This window comes from Microbacterium sp. Leaf288 (assembly GCF_001422925.1).
GTDB lineage: Bacteria > Actinomycetota > Actinomycetes > Actinomycetales > Microbacteriaceae > Microbacterium.
This window is the reverse complement of sequence record NZ_LMNI01000010.1, coordinates 472,646-489,264: the sequence shown is the minus strand read 5'-3', so window position 1 is coordinate 489,264 and position 16,619 is coordinate 472,646. Positions and strand designations below refer to the sequence as shown.

The following is a 16,619-nucleotide window of genomic DNA, read 5'->3' as shown; positions in this document are numbered from 1 at the left end:
TCATGGCGCTGTCAGGGCCTCGGGTGGGCCTCGCCGCGATCCTGAGCCTTGTCGCGGCCTTCGCTCTGGTGGGCTGCGGGACGCCGGTGACCACCGAGGACGCGGGGCGCACGACGACGGCAAGCCCTTCCCCGTCCACCGACGCCACCGAAGAGGCCTCGGCCGAAGGGGAGACCGACACCGGCGGTGAGGACCAGGGCCAGGCGGATTCCGACGGCGGAGAGGATCCCGCCCAGGACCGCGTCCGCACCGGCCCCGTCGCCCAGTACGGCGGACCGGCCTACGGCGACCAGGGCACCGCCGAGGTCCTCGAGCCGGGGGTCTGGTGCAAGACGATCGCGGTGTTCTGGGGCGGCGACGCGGTGCCGGACGGCGTCAGCTTCACGTTCGAGAACGCGGTGACCGATCGACCCGGCCTGCGGGTCGACGGCGGCGTCTGCGGAACCCGCGGCGCGGACCGCTCCTGCCTCGGCATGCTCGTCGCGGCGAACGAGTCCGGCATCTTCTGCAGCCTCGTCCTGCGCCCCGGCGGCGACTTCCAAGACGGCACCACGATCAGCTTCCGCGGCACTCTCGATTGCCCGACCGCCCAGATCTGCGACCAGGTCGCGGCGCGCGAGGTCGACCCGGGACCCCCGATCGTCGTCAACGACCCGGAACCGTCCGCCGAGCAGGACCAGGAGCAGGTCGAGGACCCGGATCAGCAGCAGGAGCCGCAGCCCTCCGACACGCCCACCACAGAGGTGGACGGCTGATGGCAGCTCACCCGCCTGCCGCAGCATCGCCCGAACCTCCGGCCCCGACAGCAGCGGATGCCGCGGGCCACGGCGCCCCCGCACCCGCCGGGCCCTCCGCGCCGACGGCCGAGGAGCCGCTGCGGGTCGACCCCGGGCTCGGCTTCGAGAAGTGGATGGGCTTCCTCTCCTCCTTCGTGGCTCCGCTCACCCTGGTCACCGCGCTGCTCTTCTACTTCGGCTACGTGTCGACGCGCGAGTTCTTCCGGTACTTCGGCGTCGACGTCGACATCATCGGGCTGAGCTCGCAGGAGTTCGTGATGCGCAGCCCCGGCGCACTGTTCATCCCGGTCATGGTCCTCACCCTGCTCGCCGCCGCCGCGATCCTCGGCCATCGCGCCCTGCGGAAATGGCTGCTGGCCCAGGAGCGCCCCGCGCAACGGCGTGTGATCGGCATCCTCGCCTGGACCGGGATCGGCTTCATCCTCGCGGGCCTCGTCCTGGCCTTCCTCGTGCCGTTCCTGCCGGGATGGACATACGGCCGGCTCCTCACCCCGCTGTTCCTCGCGATCGGCGCGGGCCTCGCGGCCTACGCCTCGGCCACCGTGCGCGCCCTCGACCGCTCGAGCGGCGGGCGAGGCGTCGTCGTGCTCCTCGTCCTGGTGATGATCGCCGGCACGTTCTGGTCGACAGCGACCATCGCGCAGTGGTGGGGCCTCGGGCAGGCCCGCTCGCTCGCCGCCGACCTCACGACGCTCCCCGCCGTCGTGCTCGACACCCCCGAGCGGCTCTATCCGGGCAACGACGCCATCACCTTCCAGCAGCTCGGGGACGAGGCATCCGTCGAAGATCCCGCGGCCTCGCCGCAGACGTTCGCATACCGATACTTCGGGCTGAGGCTGCTCGCGCAGGGTGGCGGGCGCCTCTACCTCGTACCCGACGCCTGGTCGCCGGATGCCTCGACCCTGGTGGTGCCGTACGACGACGTGCGGGTGCGGTTCCGGTTCGTGCCCGACGCCGATCCGCCCGTTCCCTGAGCATCCGCACCGGACCGACGCATTCGGCGGAATAGATGCGCGGACGCGCGCGGTTGTCCTCAGCATGACGGACGCCATCAAGATCGACGTGTGGAGCGACATCGCCTGCCCCTGGTGCTACATCGGCAAGCGCAACCTCGAGAACGGACTGGCCGCGGCATCCGCGGACGACGACGCCCCCGCCGTGGAGGTGACGTACCACTCGTTCGAGCTGTCGCCCGACACGCCCGTCGATTTCGAGGGCGATGAGCTCGACTTCCTCGCGAAGCACAAGGGCATGCCGCGCGCGCAGGTGCAGCAGATGCTCGAGCGCGTGACCGGCGTCGCCGCCGACGCCGGGCTGGAGTACCGGTTCGACCTCCTCAAGCACACCAACACCGTGAAGGCCCACGAGCTCCTGCACTTCGCGAAGGAGCACGGCCGCCAGCACGAGCTGGCCGAGCGCCTCATGGCCGCGTACTTCACCGAAGGGCGCCACCTCGGGCGACAGGACGAACTGGTCGACCTCGCCACCGATGCCGGACTCGACGCCGACGCCGCCCGGGAGGCCCTCGAGAGCGGCCGCTACCTCGACGCGGTGCGTGCCGACCAGGCGCAGGCCACGGCCTACGGCATCAACGGGGTGCCCTTCTTCGTGATCGACGGCAAGTACGGAGTGTCGGGTGCGCAGCCCGCTGAGGCCTTCGCGCAGATCGTGCGGCAGGTGTGGTCCGAGCACCGCGAGCCCGCCGACGTCGACGCCTGAACCTCCGAATCGAGAACGGGCCCGCCGCGATTCGTCGCGGCGGGCCCGTTCGATGTCTGCGGGTCAGCGAGGCAGGTTCGCCTCGATGACCTCGACGATCGCCGGGTCGTCGGGCTTGACGTTCGGGCGGAAGCGGTGGATGCCGCCCTCCGGCGTCAGGACGAACTTCTCGAAGTTCCAGACGATCGGGCCCTTCTTGCCCTCGGCATCGCGCGACTTCTTCAGCGCCTTGTAGACCGGAGCGGCGCCGGGGCCGTTCACCCGGACCTTGTCGAAGACGGGGAACGTCACACCCCACGTGACCGAGCAGTACTCGAGGATCTCATCCATCGACCCCGGCTCCTGCCCCATGAACTGGTTGCAGGGGAAGCCCAGCACGGTGAAGCCGCGGTCGGCGTACGCCCGCTGCAGCTGCTCGAGCTGCTCGTACTGCGGAGTCAGGCCGCACTTGGACGCCACGTTGACGACGAGGAGCACCTGGTCGCCGTACTCGGAGAGGGTCGCGGTGCCGCCATCGGCGGTGGTGAAGGGGATCTCGCGCAGGTCGGTGATCGTGGCCTCGGTCATCCCCCCAGGCTAAGCCCTGTGCACAGAGGCGCGGCCGTTCAGCCAAGGGACGGATTCCTGTAAGAGAATGGAACGCGTGACTACTGCCCTCGCCCCTGCGCCGACGCTGCGCATCGGGCCCATCGAACTCGACGCCCCCGTGGTGCTCGCGCCGATGGCGGGCATCACGAACACCGCATTCCGGCGCCTCTGCCGCGAATACGGGGCCGGTCTCTACGTCAGCGAGATGATCACGACGCGCGCCCTCGTCGAGCGCAACGCGACGACGATGCGCCTGATCACCCACCACGAGTCCGAGACGCCCCGCTCGATCCAGCTGTACGGCGTCGATCCCGCGACGACGGAGGCCGCTGTGCGCCTCCTCGTCGAAGAGGATCGCGCCGATCACATCGATCTGAACTTCGGATGCCCCGTCCCGAAGGTCACCCGCAAGGGCGGGGGAGCGGCCCTCCCGTGGAAGCTCGGCCTGTTCCGCGACATCGTGACGCGCGCTGCCCGCGCCGCCGGGGACATCCCCCTCACCGTGAAGATGCGCAAAGGCATCGACGCCGACCACCTCACCTACCTCGACGCCGGACGCATCGCGGAGGACGCCGGCGTGGCCGCCGTCGCCTTGCACGCCCGCACCGCGTCGGAGTTCTACTCCGGCCAGGCGGACTGGTCCGCGATCGCCCGGCTCAAAGAGACGGTCACCAGCGTCCCGGTGCTCGGCAACGGCGACATCTGGTCGGCCGACGACGCGGTGCGCATGATGGACGAGACCGGGTGCGACGGCGTCGTCGTCGGTCGCGGCTGCCTCGGCCGTCCGTGGCTGTTCGGCGATCTCGCCCGCGCGCTCGGCGGCCCCGGCGCCGCACCGGCCGAGCCGGTCGACGCGACCCTCGGTTTCGTCTCGCGCGCGTTCCGCCGTCACGCCGAGCTGCTCGTCGAGTTCTTCGAGGACGAGGGCCGCGGCTGCCGTGACATCCGCAAGCACGTCGCGTGGTACTTCAAGGGCTACCCGGTGGGCGGAGAGCTCCGCGCGAGCCTCGCCACCGCATCGAGCCTCGCCGAGATCGACGACCTGCTCGCCACCCTCGATGCCGACGCTCCGTACCCGGGCGCGGCGGCCGAAGGGCAGCGAGGTCGCGCCGGAACCCCGAAGCGCCCCGCTCTGCCCGACCGCTGGCTCGAATCGCGCGAGCTCAGCGCCGAGGCCACCACCGCCATCGCCGAAGCGGAACTCGACCACAGTGGCGGGTGATCTGGCCGGCGCGTCCGAGCGCCCGATGGGCTACGACGACGCCGATGCCGCCCGCTTCCATGCCGAGCGCCACCGCTCACAGCGCGACGACTTCGCGCGCGACCGCGCGCGTGTGCTGCACTCGGCCGCGCTGCGCCGACTCGCCGCGAAGACCCAGGTCCTCAGTCCCGCCAGTCCCGCAGACTTCGCGCGGAACCGCCTCACCCACTCGCTCGAGGTCGCCCAGGTCGGCCGCGAGCTGGCGACGGCCCTCGACCTCGCCGCCGATGTCGTCGACACCGCCTGCCTCAGCCACGATCTCGGACACCCGCCCTTCGGCCACAACGGCGAGCGGGCCATGAACGAGTGGGCCGAGGACGTCGGCGGCTTCGAGGGCAACGCGCAGACCCTGCGCATCCTCACACGGCTCGAGCCCAAAGTGGTCGACGCCGACGGGCGCAGCTTCGGACTCAACCTCACGCGGGCGAGCCTCGACGCCGCCTGCAAGTACCCGTGGACGGCCGATCACCCGCTGCCCGATCCCGGCGGCCGGCTCAAGTTCGGCGTGTACCCCGAAGACGAAGAGGTGTTCCGCTGGGTGCGCGAGGGCGCACCGGGCCGGCTCCGCTGCATCGAGGCCGAGGTCATGGACCTCTCCGACGACATCGCCTACTCGGTCCATGACTTCGAGGACGCGGTCGTCAACGGCTACCTCGACCCGGCGCGCCTGGTCGACCCGCGCGAGCACGAGTGGCTCCTCACCGCGATCCAGTCGTGGGTCGGCTTCGACTTCGCCCGCGACGAGCTCGAGGACGCGCTCTTCCGCCTCACCCGCATGCCCGAGTGGATCGATTCCTTCGACGGCACCCGCGCCGCGCTCGCGCGGCTGAAGAACCTCACCTCCGACCTCATCGGCCGCTTCGCGCGCGCCGCGACGACGGCGACACGCGAGTCGTACGCAACATCCGTGCTCACCCGTTACCGCGGCCACCTCATCGTGCCCCGCATCGTCGAGGCCGAGATGGCAGTGCTCAAGGGCATCATCGGCGCCGCGGTCGTGTCGATCGAAGGTCGCAAGGACCTCTACAAGGAGCAGCGACGCGTCCTCAAGCGCGTCGCGACAGCCCTGTGGGAGCACCCTGACGCGCTCGACGCGCTCCACGCCGAGGACTTCGCAGCGGCCGACACGGATGCGGCGCGCCGCCGTGTGATCGTCGACCAGGTCGCCAGCCTCACCGATCAGCTCGCGATCGCGTGGCACGGTTCGCTCGTAGGACCTGTGGACGCGGCATCCGTCGGCGTATGGGCTCCCGGCGCACGACCCATGGACACGGCCTCCCGCGCCTTCCGCGCGTCCGAGGCGCACTGATGGCGGGGCGGATCCGCCAGGCGGACGTCGATGAGGTCAAGGCGCGCACGAACATCGCCGACATCATCGGAGAACGGGTCGCCCTGAAGTCCGCCGGCGTGGGTTCGATGAAGGGGCTCTGCCCGTTCCACGACGAGCGCAGTCCGAGCTTCAACGTGCGCTCCCAGGCCGGTTTCTACCACTGCTTCGGCTGCGGCGAGTCCGGAGATGTGTACTCGTTCCTGCGTGCGATGGACCATGTGACGTTCACCGAGGCCGTCGAGCGCCTGGCCGGACGCATCGGCTACGCCCTGCATTACGAGGACGGCGGCGCCGCCCCCGAGCACACGGGTCGCGCCCGCCTGTACGCGGCGAACGCCGCGGCCGCGGAGTTCTTCCGCGCGCAGCTCATGACGCCCGAGGCCGACATCGCGCGACGCTTCCTCGGTCAGCGCGGCTTCGACGCCGGCGCCGCGGCCCACTTCGGCGTCGGATTCGCCCCGAAGGGCTGGGAGGGCATGACCAAGGCGCTGCGCACCCAGGGCTTCACCGACGAGGAGCTCTCGTCCGCGGGCCTCGTGTCGCAGGGGCAGCGCGGCGTGTACGACCGCTTCCGCGGACGCGTGGTCTGGCCCATCCGCGATGTGACCGGGCAGGTGATCGGGTTCGGGGCGCGCAAGCTCTTCGACGACGACAACGGCCCCAAGTACCTGAACACGCCCGAGACGACCATCTACAAGAAGGCGCAGGTGCTCTACGGGCTCGACCTCGCCAAGCGCGAGGTGTCCCGCCAGCACCAGGTCGTCGTGGTCGAGGGCTACACCGACGTGATGGCGTGCCATCTCGCGGGCATCACGACCGCGATCGCGACCTGCGGCACGGCATTCGGCTCCGACCACATCACTGTGCTCCGGCGCGTGATGGGCGACGACTCCACGGCCGGCGAGGTCGTGTTCACCTTCGACCCGGATGCCGCGGGACAGAAGGCGGCGCTGCGCGCCTTCGCCGACGCCAAGCGGTTCAACGCGCAGACGTACGTCGCCACGGGTCCGGAAGGACTCGATCCGTGCGATCTGCGCCTCGCGCGCGGCGACGGCGCAGTGCGGGCGCTCCTCGAGACGAAGGTGCCGATGGTCGAGTTCGTGCTCGACCAGCGCATCTCGGGCTACGACCTGCGCAGCGTCGAAGGGCGTGTCGGCGCGCTGCGCACCGCCGCACCCGTCGTCGCGGAACTGCGCGACCCGCTGCTGCAGCCGGAGTACGTGCGGGTGCTGGCCAGACGACTCGGCATGGACACCGAGGACGTCCGCCGTGAAGTCGAGCGGGCGGGTCGCAGCAGCGGGGGCGGCCGGCGCGACGCCGCGCCCGGCCCGGCCGGGCCTGCGGAGCCGCCGGTCGACGACGGCGCTCTGCGCGTGACGCTCGCAACCCTGCCACGCACCCCGGAGGTCGGGCTGGAGCGAGGCGCCGTGATGGGCGTGCTGCAGTTCGGCCATCGCATGGACCCGTCGCTCGTCGCGCGCGCCCTCGACCTGCCGTTCCGGCACCCGGCACTCGATGCCGTGCGCATCGCCGTGCGCGACGCCGCCGGCATGCAGCGGCCCGGCTGGGCCGTGGATGCCGTCGCCACCGTCCGCGAGCCCTACCGGTCGCTCGCAGCGGAACTGCTCGCCGCCGATTTCCCGGCGCTGAGCGACGACGAGGCGGTCTCCTCGGCGAGCGACCTCGCGCGCAGGCTGGTGATGCGCGGGTTCGACCGCGAGAAGGCGGAGCTGCTCGGGGCGATCCAGCGCGTGCCCGCGGAGTCGGAGGAAGGCCGCACCATCAGGCTGCGCCTGCGCGAGCTCGACGCCCAGCGTCAGGCCCTCGCGGACGAGGCCCCCTGATCCGGTCCCGTCGGCTGGCGTCGACGCCTGTCAGCAGGCAGGATGAGGAGATGGCTCACCGGCGAGATGCGGATGTCGCGATCGACTGTTCGGATCTGTCGATCGCCCGTTCCGGTCGCGGCGGTCCGTCGCAGCGCGTCGTCGACGGTGTGTCGTTCAGACTGCCGCACGGCGGCATCCTGGCGCTGATGGGCCCGACAGGCTCCGGCAAGTCGTCGCTCGCCGCAGTACTGGCCGGCGCCGATGAGCCCGGCCTCGCTGTCGTCGGGGGCCGCGGCATCGTCGAAGGCGTCGCGGTGCGCCGTCCCGGCCGCGCCCACCGCTACCTCACGTACTACGCCGGCTACGTCCCACAGGCCGCGGGCGCCCATCTTCCGGCCCGCCTCACTGTCGCCGAGGTGATCGGCGAGCCGATCACCAGTCGCGACCGGCACGTCAGCGCGCGAGCACTCGCGGTGCGGGTGGCGTCACTGCTCGACGAGCTCATGCTGCCCCTCGGCGCGGCGCCCAAGTACCCGTACGAACTGAGCGCGGGCATGCGCCAGCGCGTGGCGCTCGCCCGAGCCCTCGTGCTGCAGCCCCGCGTGCTGATCGCCGACGAGCCCTTCGCCAACATGGACGTCGAGGTGCGCAAGGCCGCACGTGAAGCTGTGCTCCGCCGTCGACGCGAGCTCGACATGGCCGCCCTCGTCGTGACCAACGAGCCGGAGGTCGTGAACGAGCTGGACGCGGACGTCCTGGTGCTGCGCGCGGGCCACGCCGTCGCCTTCGGGCACGGCACCGAGGATCTGCTGTGGACGCCCGACGGGCAGGCCGATCGACGCGTCGTCAACTCCTGATCGGGCCCGCGTGGTCATGAGCACGGCTCGAGCTTTGCTAGTATGGACTGGTTGCCCGCACGAGAGTGCGGAACATTCCTCCATAGCTCAATTGGCAGAGCAATCGGCTGTTAACCGATAGGTTCTTGGTTCGAGTCCAAGTGGGGGAGCGAAAGCCTCGGGGCTCCACCCCCGAGGCTTTCTTCGTCTCCGGGGAACACATCGAGGAGTGCACATGGCGGCTCGCGCGCAGCCTTCGCCGCGTCTGGCCGTCGAAGGAGGGGTCCCTGCGCCGGCGCCCGTCTATCGCTCGGTCCCCCTTCTGATCGCCCTCGCCGTCTTCGGCGGCGCCGTGCTGTGGGTCGGGCTCGTGGTGCTGTTCGGCGGGGATCCCTGGATGTTCCCGGTCTCCGCACCGGCGCCCTGGCGCTTCCTCGCGCTCGTGCCGTCGATCATCGCGATCCTGCTCGCCGTCCGGGGGATCGCGCTGTGGTCGCTGCTGTCCGCCGTGGCGAGCCTCTGGCTCGTTCCCACGGGCATCGCCACGATCGCCGTCGTCCTGATCGCCCTCTCGACCGTGCGGGGCATCCGCCGGCAGTGGGCCGCCCACGATCTCGATTCGGTGATCGCCACCGCCGCCGCGCACGACCTTCCGGTGCTCGTCGTGCAGCATGTCGCGGGCAAGCCCGGTGCGCGCAAGCGCACCGACACCACCCAGGTGCAGGTGCGCGACGTCGACACCGGAGAACTCTCCACCGCTCGCGTGTGGGGCCCGATGCGCGTCGGCACGACCTTCGTGCGGCAGGGCATGAACGTCATCGCCCAGGCGCCTCCCGGAGCAGATGCGGAGCTGCGCCGGTGGGTCGAGCGCCAGAACCGCCGGAGCACGGCGACCTCTGCCTGACCGCCGACGGGTCGTGGTCCGGACCGAAGGACGATGCGGACCACGACGCCGTTGCGCGCGCGTCAGACGTCCGCCAGGAGCCCTTGCATCTCCGCGATCTCCGCGGTCTGGTCGTCGATGATCCGCTCGGCGAGGGCGAGCACGTCCGGATCCTGTCCGTCGGACAGCACCGCTTCCGCCATCTCGACGGCCCCCTCGTGGTGCGCGATCATCTGCTCGAGGAACAGGCGACCGGCTTCCGGGCCGGCGGCCTCGCGGAGCGCGGTCATGTCGGCCTCCGACATCATCCCGTCGCCGTGGTCCATGCCTCCCGTTGCGTCCGGGTCGTGCGGCACGCCCCAGTCGTCGAGCCACCCCTTCATGAGCGCGATCTCCGGCCCCTGGGCGGCCTTGATCCGTTCCGCCAGCTCGACGATGCGGGTGTCGACCCCGTCCTTCTCGAGAATGAGCTCGGACATCTCGATCGCCTGCTGGTGATGGGGGATCATCATGGTCACGAACATCTGGTCGGCCATCGAAACGGAGGTCGCCGAGCTCGAGGGCATCGGGGATCCGTGGTCCATCCCGGGCATCGACCCCGGGCCGGCGGTGACATTCGCGCACCCCGCCAGTCCGAGCGCGACGGCCAGGGGGAGTGCGGCGACGAGGGCGCGCTTGCGGTGGTTGTTCATCTCTTCTTCTCTCTGTCGTGAGGATGCGGCGCGTGAGCGCCCGACGGGTCGGGCGCCGAGGGGCTCACGTCCGACTGATCGAGAGAAGTGCAAGGGAGGGCGGATGCCGCGGCGCGTCGTCGGGCGCGCCCAGGGCCGCTGCCCTCCAGGACGCATCGCGTCGACCGAGCCGCCACGAAGAGCCGAGCGGGGCGACGAGCACAACGGTGAGGAGAAGGGCGAGGACGCAGATCACCGCCCACACACCCGGCACGGTGGTCCCGGCCGGCGTGCCGACCTTCTCGGTCATCGCGCCGTCGTGCCCGTGATGGGTCACCGTGTCGGGCTCGGCCGACATCACGGCCATCGACGGTCCGTGCCCCGCGTGAGGTCCCTGGGACGCGAGCACGTGCATCCCCAGCAGTCCCAGCACGATGGCCGCGATCATCACCGCGTGCGCACCGAGCCGGATCCGCGCCGAGCGAGGCTCAGGCTGCAGAAGCGGCATCCGTTCACCCCTCGACGTCGGGACGCGGTCTCAGCGTCTCGACGAGTCTAGCGGCATACCCCCAGAGGGTATAGAGGAAAGGGACGACTCAGGCGTCGATCTGGTCGACGCCCGGCGTCCACGAGCTGCCGGGACGCCCCCATCCCCGCTTGCGCGCGAGCTTCTGCACGGTCTTCCAGTCGCCGTCATCGAGACGGTCGACGTAGAGGATTCCGTCGAGATGGTCGAACTCGTGCTGCATGATGCGCGCCCGCCAGCCGTCGACCTGGACCCGGACAGGGTCGCCCGCGAGGTCCGTTCCGGTCACGAGCACCTCGTCCGACCGGCGCAGCGGGAACCGCTCGCCGGGGAACGAGAGGCATCCTTCGGACTCCTCGTCGGGGTCGGGCGCACCCGGCTCGAGCGGCTTCATCCACAGCTCGGGGTTGATGATCACCCCACGCCAGGGCGCACCGTCGTCGTCGGTGTAGTTGTACGTGTAGATGCGCAGCGGCACGCCGACCTGAGGGGCCGCGAGGCCCACGCCGGGGGCGGCATCCATCGTCTCGAACATGTCGGCGACCAGGGTGCGGATCTCGTCCGTGATCTCTTCGACGGCGGACGCGGGGGAGTGCAGGACGGGATCGCCCATGATGCGAATCGGGAGAACAGCCACGCCTTGAGCCTATCGACCGGTGCCTGCGGCTAGTGTCGATGTGTGGTGTGGACGGCGGTTGAGCTCGAGGACGTAGGCGATCAGCTCGTCGGCGCGTTCCAGAATCCCGGAATCCTCATCGGCATCCCGCTGGCCCTGCTCGGCGCGATCTTCATGTCGTTCGGCGCGCAGTACCAGCACCGCGGCGTGACGAAGGTCGAGCGTCTCTACGGCTCGCAGGGGAGTGGCGGGCTGGGCGCGAACCACCTGGTGAAGCTGCTCTCGCGACCGTCCTGGGTGATCGGGACCGTCATGCTGGGGCTCGCGATCGTGTGCCAGCTCTCGGCGCTCGCGTTCGCGCCGCTCATCGTCGTGCAGCCTCTGGGGGCGATCGCCCTCGTGATCACGACGCTGCTGAACGCCCAGATCAGCGGGCACAAACCGACCAGACGCTCGCTGACCGCGATCGGCGCCTGCGTGGGCGGCATCTTCATCTTCGTGACCATCGCGGCGCTGTTCGCGACCGAGAAGCCGGTGTCGAACGGCCAGCTCATCACGATCCTGGTGATGCTCGGGATCGTCACCGTCGTCTTCGCGGGCCTGTGGATCTGGCTGCGCTCGCGCATGGGCGCGCTCTTCTACATCATCGCCGCCGGCGTCATCTACGGCTTCGTCGCGACGCTGGCCAAGGTCGTGATCGTGCGCATCCAGTCGCAGGACTTCAACTGGCTCACGTTCACGTGCCTCGCTGCGCTCATCGCGGGCGCCATCGTCGGCGCGTACTTCGTGCAGAACGCGTACGCCTCCGGGCCGCCCGACCTCGTCGTCGCCGGCCTCACCGTCATCGACCCGATCGTCGCGATCTTCATCGGCCTGACGGTGCTGCAGGAGGCGGCAGGCGCACCGCTGTGGGTCTACATCTCGTTCGCGCTGGTCGGCGCGGTCGCGGTGTGGGGCGTATTCCAGCTCGCCCGCCATCATCCCCAGGTGCTGAGCGAAAGCCAGGAGCTCCCGATCCAGCGGGGAAGTGCCGGAGGGGCGGCGGATGCTGCGCACCCGCGCACGGGATCCATCAAGGTGACCGAGGCCGTCGCCAAGGTGTGGCCCGAACCGCCCGTGAAGGACCGCGCGGACGAGCCCGGGGGCACGGCGGGCAGGTAGGCTCGTCTCCGCGCGCCAGACGCGCACGGGGCGGTGGCCAAGCTGGTCAAGGCAGCGGGCTCATAACCCGACGATCGTGGGTTCAAGTCCCACCCGCCCTACGTATCGAGGTCCGTCGCAACCCACCGGGTTGCGATGGACCTCACTTCTCTCCGGGTGCGGATCACGGGTCGATGAGAAATTCGTTCATACCCCTAACTTTCGGAGGGGGACCCAGTGACGCGCGCCGTGGTTTGGCTGTAGCGTCAGCGGCAGCAACTGTCCCTCGCGCCTTTTGGAGGCGAACAATGAAGTTCTTGCAGAGGCTCGGCAGATCGATCATGCTCCCGGTGGCTGTGCTCCCGGTGGCTGCGATCCTGTCCGGCATTTCGTACTGGATCAGCGACGGCGGGAAGAGTCCCAACATCGCCTCAGCCTTCCTCGGCGCAGCGGGCGGATCGCTGCTCGACAACATGGCGCTGCTGTTCGCCGTCGGCATCGCGCTCGGCATGGCGCAGAAGTCCGACGGAACGTCAGCCCTGGCGGGGCTGGTGTCGTGGCTCGTGGTGACGACGCTCCTCAAGCCGGAGACGGTGGCGCTGTACACGGGCGTGGCGGACGTCAACGAGGTCGACCCCTCGTTCTTGAAGGTGCAGAACGTCTTCGTCGGCATCATCTGCGGCCTGATCGGCGCGTTTTGCTACAACCGCTTCAAGGACACCAAGCTGCCCGACGCCCTGTCGTTCTTCTCGGGCAAGCGTTCGGTCGCGATCGTCACCGCGGGCATCTCGCTCGTCGTCGCCATCGCGCTGTACTTCGTGTGGCCGTGGGTGTACGGCGGACTCGTCACATTCGGTGAGTGGATCGTGACGCTGGGAGCCTTCGGCACAGGGATCTACGGCTTCTTGAATCGGCTCCTCATTCCTGTCGGCCTGCATCACGCGCTCAACTCGGTGTTCTGGTTCGACGTCGCCGGCATCAACGACCTCAACAACTTCCTCTCCGGAGAAGGCACGTATGGCGTGACCGGTCAGTACATGACCGGGTTCTTCCCGATCATGATGTTCGGTCTGCCCGGCGCCGCCCTCGCCATGTATCTCACCGCGAAGACCACGCGCAAGAAGCTCGCCTACGGCATCCTGTTCGCCGGCGCGGTCTCGTCCTTCTTCGTGGGCGTGACCGAACCGCTCGAGTTCGCTTTCATGTTCCTGGCGCCCGTGCTGTACGTGACCCACGCGCTCTTCACCGGCATCTCGATGGCGATCAGTCAGCTTTTGCCGGTGCGCATGGGCTTCGGGTTCTCGGGCGGCTTCGTGGATCTCGTCCTCAACTGGATGAATCCGATGGCCCAGAACCCGTGGCTCATCCCCGTGATGGGCGTGTTCTGGTTCTTCATCTATTTCGGGGTGTTCTACTTCTTCATCAAGCGGTTCAACCTGAAGACGCCCGGCCGCGAGGACGATGACATCCTCGGCGAGGGCACCGAGTACGACACGCACGCCGCGGACGACAAGTACCTCATCACCGGCAGCCGCTTCATCGACGCACTCGGCGGCAAAGAGAACATCCTCGAGCTCGAGAACTGCGCGACACGCCTGCGAATGGAGATCGACGACGTCAGCAAGGTCGATGACACCGCCCTCAAGCGCGCGGGCGCGGCGGGCACGATGAAGCCCGGTGGCAAATCGGTGCAGGTGGTCTACGGCACGAACGTCCAGTTCGTCAAAGACGCGATGGAGCAGATCATCGCGGGCGAGGTGGCAGCCCCGACCGGTGCTGCGCCCGAGCCGGCCATCGCTCCCGCTGCGGCCGGCACCGCGGTCCTGACCGACGCTCCCGCCACGACGACCGTCAAGCTCCGCCAGCCGCTCGAGGGAAGGGTCGTGGCCCTGACGGCGGTGCCCGACCCGACGTTCGCGCAGGGGATCATGGGCCCGGGCGTCGCGATCGAGCCGACCGGCGACACCGTGGTCGCGCCCGCTGACGGCACCATCGGCGCCACGTTCGACAGCAGCCACGCGGTGGCGCTCGTCCTCGACGACGGCACCGAGCTGCTCATCCACGTCGGCATCGACACGGTCGGCATGAAGGGCGACGGTTTCCAGACTCTCGTCGAGAAGGGGCAGAAGGTCACGGCGGGCACGCCGCTCCTGCGCTTCGACCTCGCGAAGATCCAGGCCGCCGGGCACCCCTCGATCACGCCGGTGATCGTGCTCAACAACGAGAACGCGACCGTCACCTTCGAGTGATGCCGGCGTCCCAGCGATGAGCGGGACGGATGCCTCGTGGCGAGGCATCCGTCCCGCTCTCACATCGCGTTGCCGATGTAGGAGTACTTCACGAAGACCTCGGGGGCCAGCCCTGCCTCTTCGAGCACGCCCTGCACGGCGCTGAGCATGTAGCTGGAGTCCCAGCCCATGTAGAGCGAGTGCTCGTCGTCGAGACTGTCCCACTGACCGTTCCAGGACTGCGCGGTGTAGACCGGACCACCCCGGCGCGCGCTGTACGCGACGACCGACTCGCGGGAATCCGCCCACAGCCGCTTGAAGACGCGGTTGAAGAGGTACTTGACGTCGGGCACCTCCCAGTGCTCGCCGCAGTACTCGACATACGACCACTCCCGGTGCCATCCGGGAGGCCATCCGCGACGGCGGACGGCGTCGAGGATCGGGGTGAGGCCGTCGTCGTCGATCGCCGGACCGCCCGGACGCTTCCAGACCTCGACGAACCGGCCGGTGAGCTGCGCCGAACGGTGCGCGATCGCCGCCGTGCCCCAGGACGGGAGCGCGGCGAGCTCGGCGGTGGTGGCGACGGCGCTGCGCGCGTAGAGGGCCCGCTTCTCGGGGAACGAGCGATCGAGAGCACGGAGGGCGAGATCCTCCTCGAGGACGGTGAGATTGCCGATCGTGTTCGCGAGGGCGCGATGGCTGTTCTGCTCGTCGTCCGTGTACGACGCCCACTCGCGCACGCCGTCACCCGACCAGCCGTCGCCGGGGGCGAGCGGGAAGATGTGCTCGACGTCGAGCCCGCCCGCGCCGTCCACACCGGAGATGCGGCCGAGGACGTAGGCCGCGTGGGGGAGCTCCGAGTACTTCAGGGCGACCGCGATCCGCTCGTCGGACGGCGTGATGCGCGAGATCGCCGCCACGAGCGCGCCGGCACCCTCTTCGCGCGCGCGGCAGAGGCGCGCGACCAGGCGATCCACCCCGGTGCCGACCACCGCGCGGCGCACGAGCAGTGACTGCACCATCTCGAGCGTGTCGATCAGCTCGTCGCGCCCGAGCGACCCCAGCTCGAAGTCGCGGTACGCCCGCATCACGAGCGGGTACATGCCCGTGCCGAAGGTGCCGAGGTAGGCGAGGTGACGCGTGATCTCGGCATCCGGCGCCTCCTTCGGCCGCAGCAGGATGCGGTACACGCGGGAGAGCTCTCGCCACTCGTCGGCGTGGCTCAGGAGTGCCTCGAAGTCGAGCCGCGGGAACTCGTGACGGAAGGCGTCGTACACGCCGCGGCCGCCGACGACGGTGACCTCTCGGCCTGTCCGCATGACGAGGTACTGCCGCCAGAACTCCGCGATCGACTCGCCGGTGTTCTGCTCGATCGCCTGCCAGTAGTCGGCCTCGATCTCCCGCTGCTCCGAGTGGTTGAGCCCCATCAGCACGTAGTTGTGGATGAGCTCGTGGTCGCGCAGCGGCTCCCCGGTCGAGTTGAGGCTCTCGAAGATCTGCTGGGCGTTGGCGCCGGCGCCGAGCGTGATCGCCACGTGCTCGAGCTTCTGGAGCCCTCGCCAGATGTGGGGCGCCTCCTCGAGGCTGATCTGGCTGCGGAAGAACGCGTAGTTGTCGTCGAACCGCGAATCTCGGTGCTCGCCCGCCGCGAGGGGGAGATCGAGCACGACACGCTCGAACACCGAGGCCCATGCGCGGTGCGGGCGCAGCTTCGTGCGCGTCGCGTCGTGCGAATGGACGAGCACGCGCTGCAGCTGATCGGCGAGGTCCGGATCCGCCTCGCGCACGGTGTGATGGAGGGCGGCGACCAGCAGCATGAGCGTCGTCGTCCGCTGCTGCCCGTCGATCAGCACGAGTTCGGCGTCGGATCCCTCGCCGCTCGCCGAAGAGAGGATCGAGCCGATGAAGTGCATCTGCCGATCGTCGAGATCCGCCACTGCACGGATGTCGGAGAGGAGCTGTTCGCACCCGCCGATGTCCCACCGGTACTGCCGCTGATACACCGGGACGACGATCGTCCAGTCCGCGGCGGAGAGCCAGCCGATGGTGTTGACAGCAGTGGCATCGACGTTCGTGGCAGTGACCATGGCCCGTCCAGTCTAGGCCGGGCTCCCCGCCTCGAATCGGGTGGACGACGGCCGCCGGTTATTCACGGCGCGGGCTTGGGGGGCGTCCAGACCCCCGAGGTAGGCTTGCCT

General features: G+C 69.6%; 15 protein-coding genes and 2 tRNA genes. 12 read left to right on the top strand and 5 right to left on the bottom strand.

Annotated elements, in window-relative coordinates; all coding sequences use genetic code 11:
- Nucleotides 1–2: 2 nt before the first annotated feature.
- From ASF40_RS06470 to ASF40_RS06460, 3 genes are all read left to right on the top strand, one after another.
- Nucleotides 3–755 (top strand): hypothetical protein, encoded by a 753-nt coding sequence (locus ASF40_RS06470; RefSeq protein ID WP_157549456.1) that lies wholly within the window; start codon nucleotides 3–5, stop codon nucleotides 753–755.
- The gene (locus ASF40_RS06465) at nucleotides 755–1,771 is read left to right on the top strand and encodes a hypothetical protein (protein ID WP_056367370.1); all 1,017 of its coding nucleotides are present in this window, start codon (nucleotides 755–757) and stop codon (nucleotides 1,769–1,771) included. Before ASF40_RS06470 ends, ASF40_RS06465 begins: the two co-directional genes overlap by 1 nt.
- Nucleotides 1,772–1,835: 64 nt before the next feature.
- Entirely contained in the window at nucleotides 1,836–2,516 is a 681-nt protein-coding gene (locus ASF40_RS06460) for a DsbA family oxidoreductase (RefSeq protein WP_056367369.1), read from the top strand.
- A 63-nt stretch (nucleotides 2,517–2,579) separates the two neighbouring features.
- Here ASF40_RS06460 and ASF40_RS06455 read toward each other — a convergent pair whose 3' ends face one another.
- Nucleotides 2,580–3,083, bottom strand: a complete 504-nt coding sequence (locus ASF40_RS06455) for a glutathione peroxidase (protein WP_056367368.1) — start codon at nucleotides 3,081–3,083, stop codon at nucleotides 2,580–2,582.
- A 76-nt stretch (nucleotides 3,084–3,159) separates the two neighbouring features.
- Between ASF40_RS06455 and dusB the strand changes: the two genes are divergently transcribed.
- From dusB to ASF40_RS06425, 6 genes are all read left to right on the top strand, one after another.
- Nucleotides 3,160–4,326, top strand: a complete 1,167-nt coding sequence (dusB, locus tag ASF40_RS06450) for a tRNA dihydrouridine synthase DusB (protein WP_056368277.1) — start codon at nucleotides 3,160–3,162, stop codon at nucleotides 4,324–4,326.
- On the top strand, nucleotides 4,316–5,674 hold the full coding sequence (locus tag ASF40_RS06445) for a deoxyguanosinetriphosphate triphosphohydrolase (RefSeq protein WP_056367367.1): 1,359 nt from the start codon (nucleotides 4,316–4,318) through the stop codon (nucleotides 5,672–5,674). The genes dusB and ASF40_RS06445 overlap by 11 nt, the downstream gene beginning before the upstream one ends.
- Nucleotides 5,674–7,539 carry a DNA primase gene (gene dnaG, locus ASF40_RS06440; RefSeq protein WP_056367366.1) on the top strand — a complete coding sequence of 622 codons (1,866 nt, stop codon included), beginning with the start codon at nucleotides 5,674–5,676 and terminating at the stop codon, nucleotides 7,537–7,539. The genes ASF40_RS06445 and dnaG overlap by 1 nt, the downstream gene beginning before the upstream one ends.
- A 50-nt stretch (nucleotides 7,540–7,589) precedes the next feature.
- The gene (locus ASF40_RS06435) at nucleotides 7,590–8,378 is read left to right on the top strand and encodes an ATP-binding cassette domain-containing protein (RefSeq protein ID WP_056367365.1); all 789 of its coding nucleotides are present in this window, start codon (nucleotides 7,590–7,592) and stop codon (nucleotides 8,376–8,378) included.
- A gap of 76 nt (nucleotides 8,379–8,454) precedes the next feature.
- Nucleotides 8,455–8,527, top strand: a tRNA-Asn gene (locus tag ASF40_RS06430).
- A gap of 65 nt (nucleotides 8,528–8,592) precedes the next feature.
- Nucleotides 8,593–9,261: a hypothetical protein gene (locus ASF40_RS06425; RefSeq protein WP_056367364.1), complete on the top strand. Its 669-nt coding sequence runs from the start codon at nucleotides 8,593–8,595 to the stop codon at nucleotides 9,259–9,261.
- A gap of 62 nt (nucleotides 9,262–9,323) precedes the next feature.
- On the opposite strand, the gene ASF40_RS06420 is transcribed toward ASF40_RS06425, so the two are convergent.
- From ASF40_RS06420 to def, 3 genes are all read right to left on the bottom strand, one after another.
- Nucleotides 9,324–9,932 (bottom strand): DUF305 domain-containing protein, encoded by a 609-nt coding sequence (locus ASF40_RS06420; protein WP_056367363.1) that lies wholly within the window; start codon nucleotides 9,930–9,932, stop codon nucleotides 9,324–9,326.
- A gap of 64 nt (nucleotides 9,933–9,996) precedes the next feature.
- Nucleotides 9,997–10,419: a DUF6153 family protein gene (locus tag ASF40_RS06415; RefSeq protein ID WP_056367362.1), complete on the bottom strand. Its 423-nt coding sequence runs from the start codon at nucleotides 10,417–10,419 to the stop codon at nucleotides 9,997–9,999.
- Nucleotides 10,420–10,507: 88 nt separating this feature from the next.
- On the bottom strand, nucleotides 10,508–11,074 hold the full coding sequence (gene def / locus ASF40_RS06410; RefSeq protein ID WP_082496904.1) for a peptide deformylase: 567 nt from the start codon (nucleotides 11,072–11,074) through the stop codon (nucleotides 10,508–10,510).
- A gap of 42 nt (nucleotides 11,075–11,116) precedes the next feature.
- Here def and ASF40_RS06405 point away from each other — a divergent pair, with 42 nt between their 5' ends.
- The 3 genes from ASF40_RS06405 to nagE all read left to right on the top strand — a co-directional run bounded on the left by ASF40_RS06405 (nucleotide 11,117) and on the right by nagE (nucleotide 14,442).
- Complete coding sequence (locus ASF40_RS06405; RefSeq protein WP_056367361.1) at nucleotides 11,117–12,214, top strand: DMT family transporter; 1,098 nt, start codon at nucleotides 11,117–11,119, stop codon at nucleotides 12,212–12,214.
- Between the two features lie 27 nt (nucleotides 12,215–12,241).
- A tRNA-Ile gene (locus tag ASF40_RS06400) sits at nucleotides 12,242–12,315 on the top strand.
- Nucleotides 12,316–12,501: 186 nt separating this feature from the next.
- The gene (gene nagE, locus ASF40_RS06395) at nucleotides 12,502–14,442 is read left to right on the top strand and encodes an N-acetylglucosamine-specific PTS transporter subunit IIBC (protein ID WP_056367360.1); all 1,941 of its coding nucleotides are present in this window, start codon (nucleotides 12,502–12,504) and stop codon (nucleotides 14,440–14,442) included.
- Nucleotides 14,443–14,501: 59 nt separating this feature from the next.
- On the opposite strand, the gene ASF40_RS06390 is transcribed toward nagE, so the two are convergent.
- Nucleotides 14,502–16,508, bottom strand: coding sequence for a DUF262 domain-containing protein (locus ASF40_RS06390; RefSeq protein WP_056367359.1), 2,007 nt, complete (start codon nucleotides 16,506–16,508; stop codon nucleotides 14,502–14,504).
- Nucleotides 16,509–16,619: the final 111 nt, after the last annotated feature.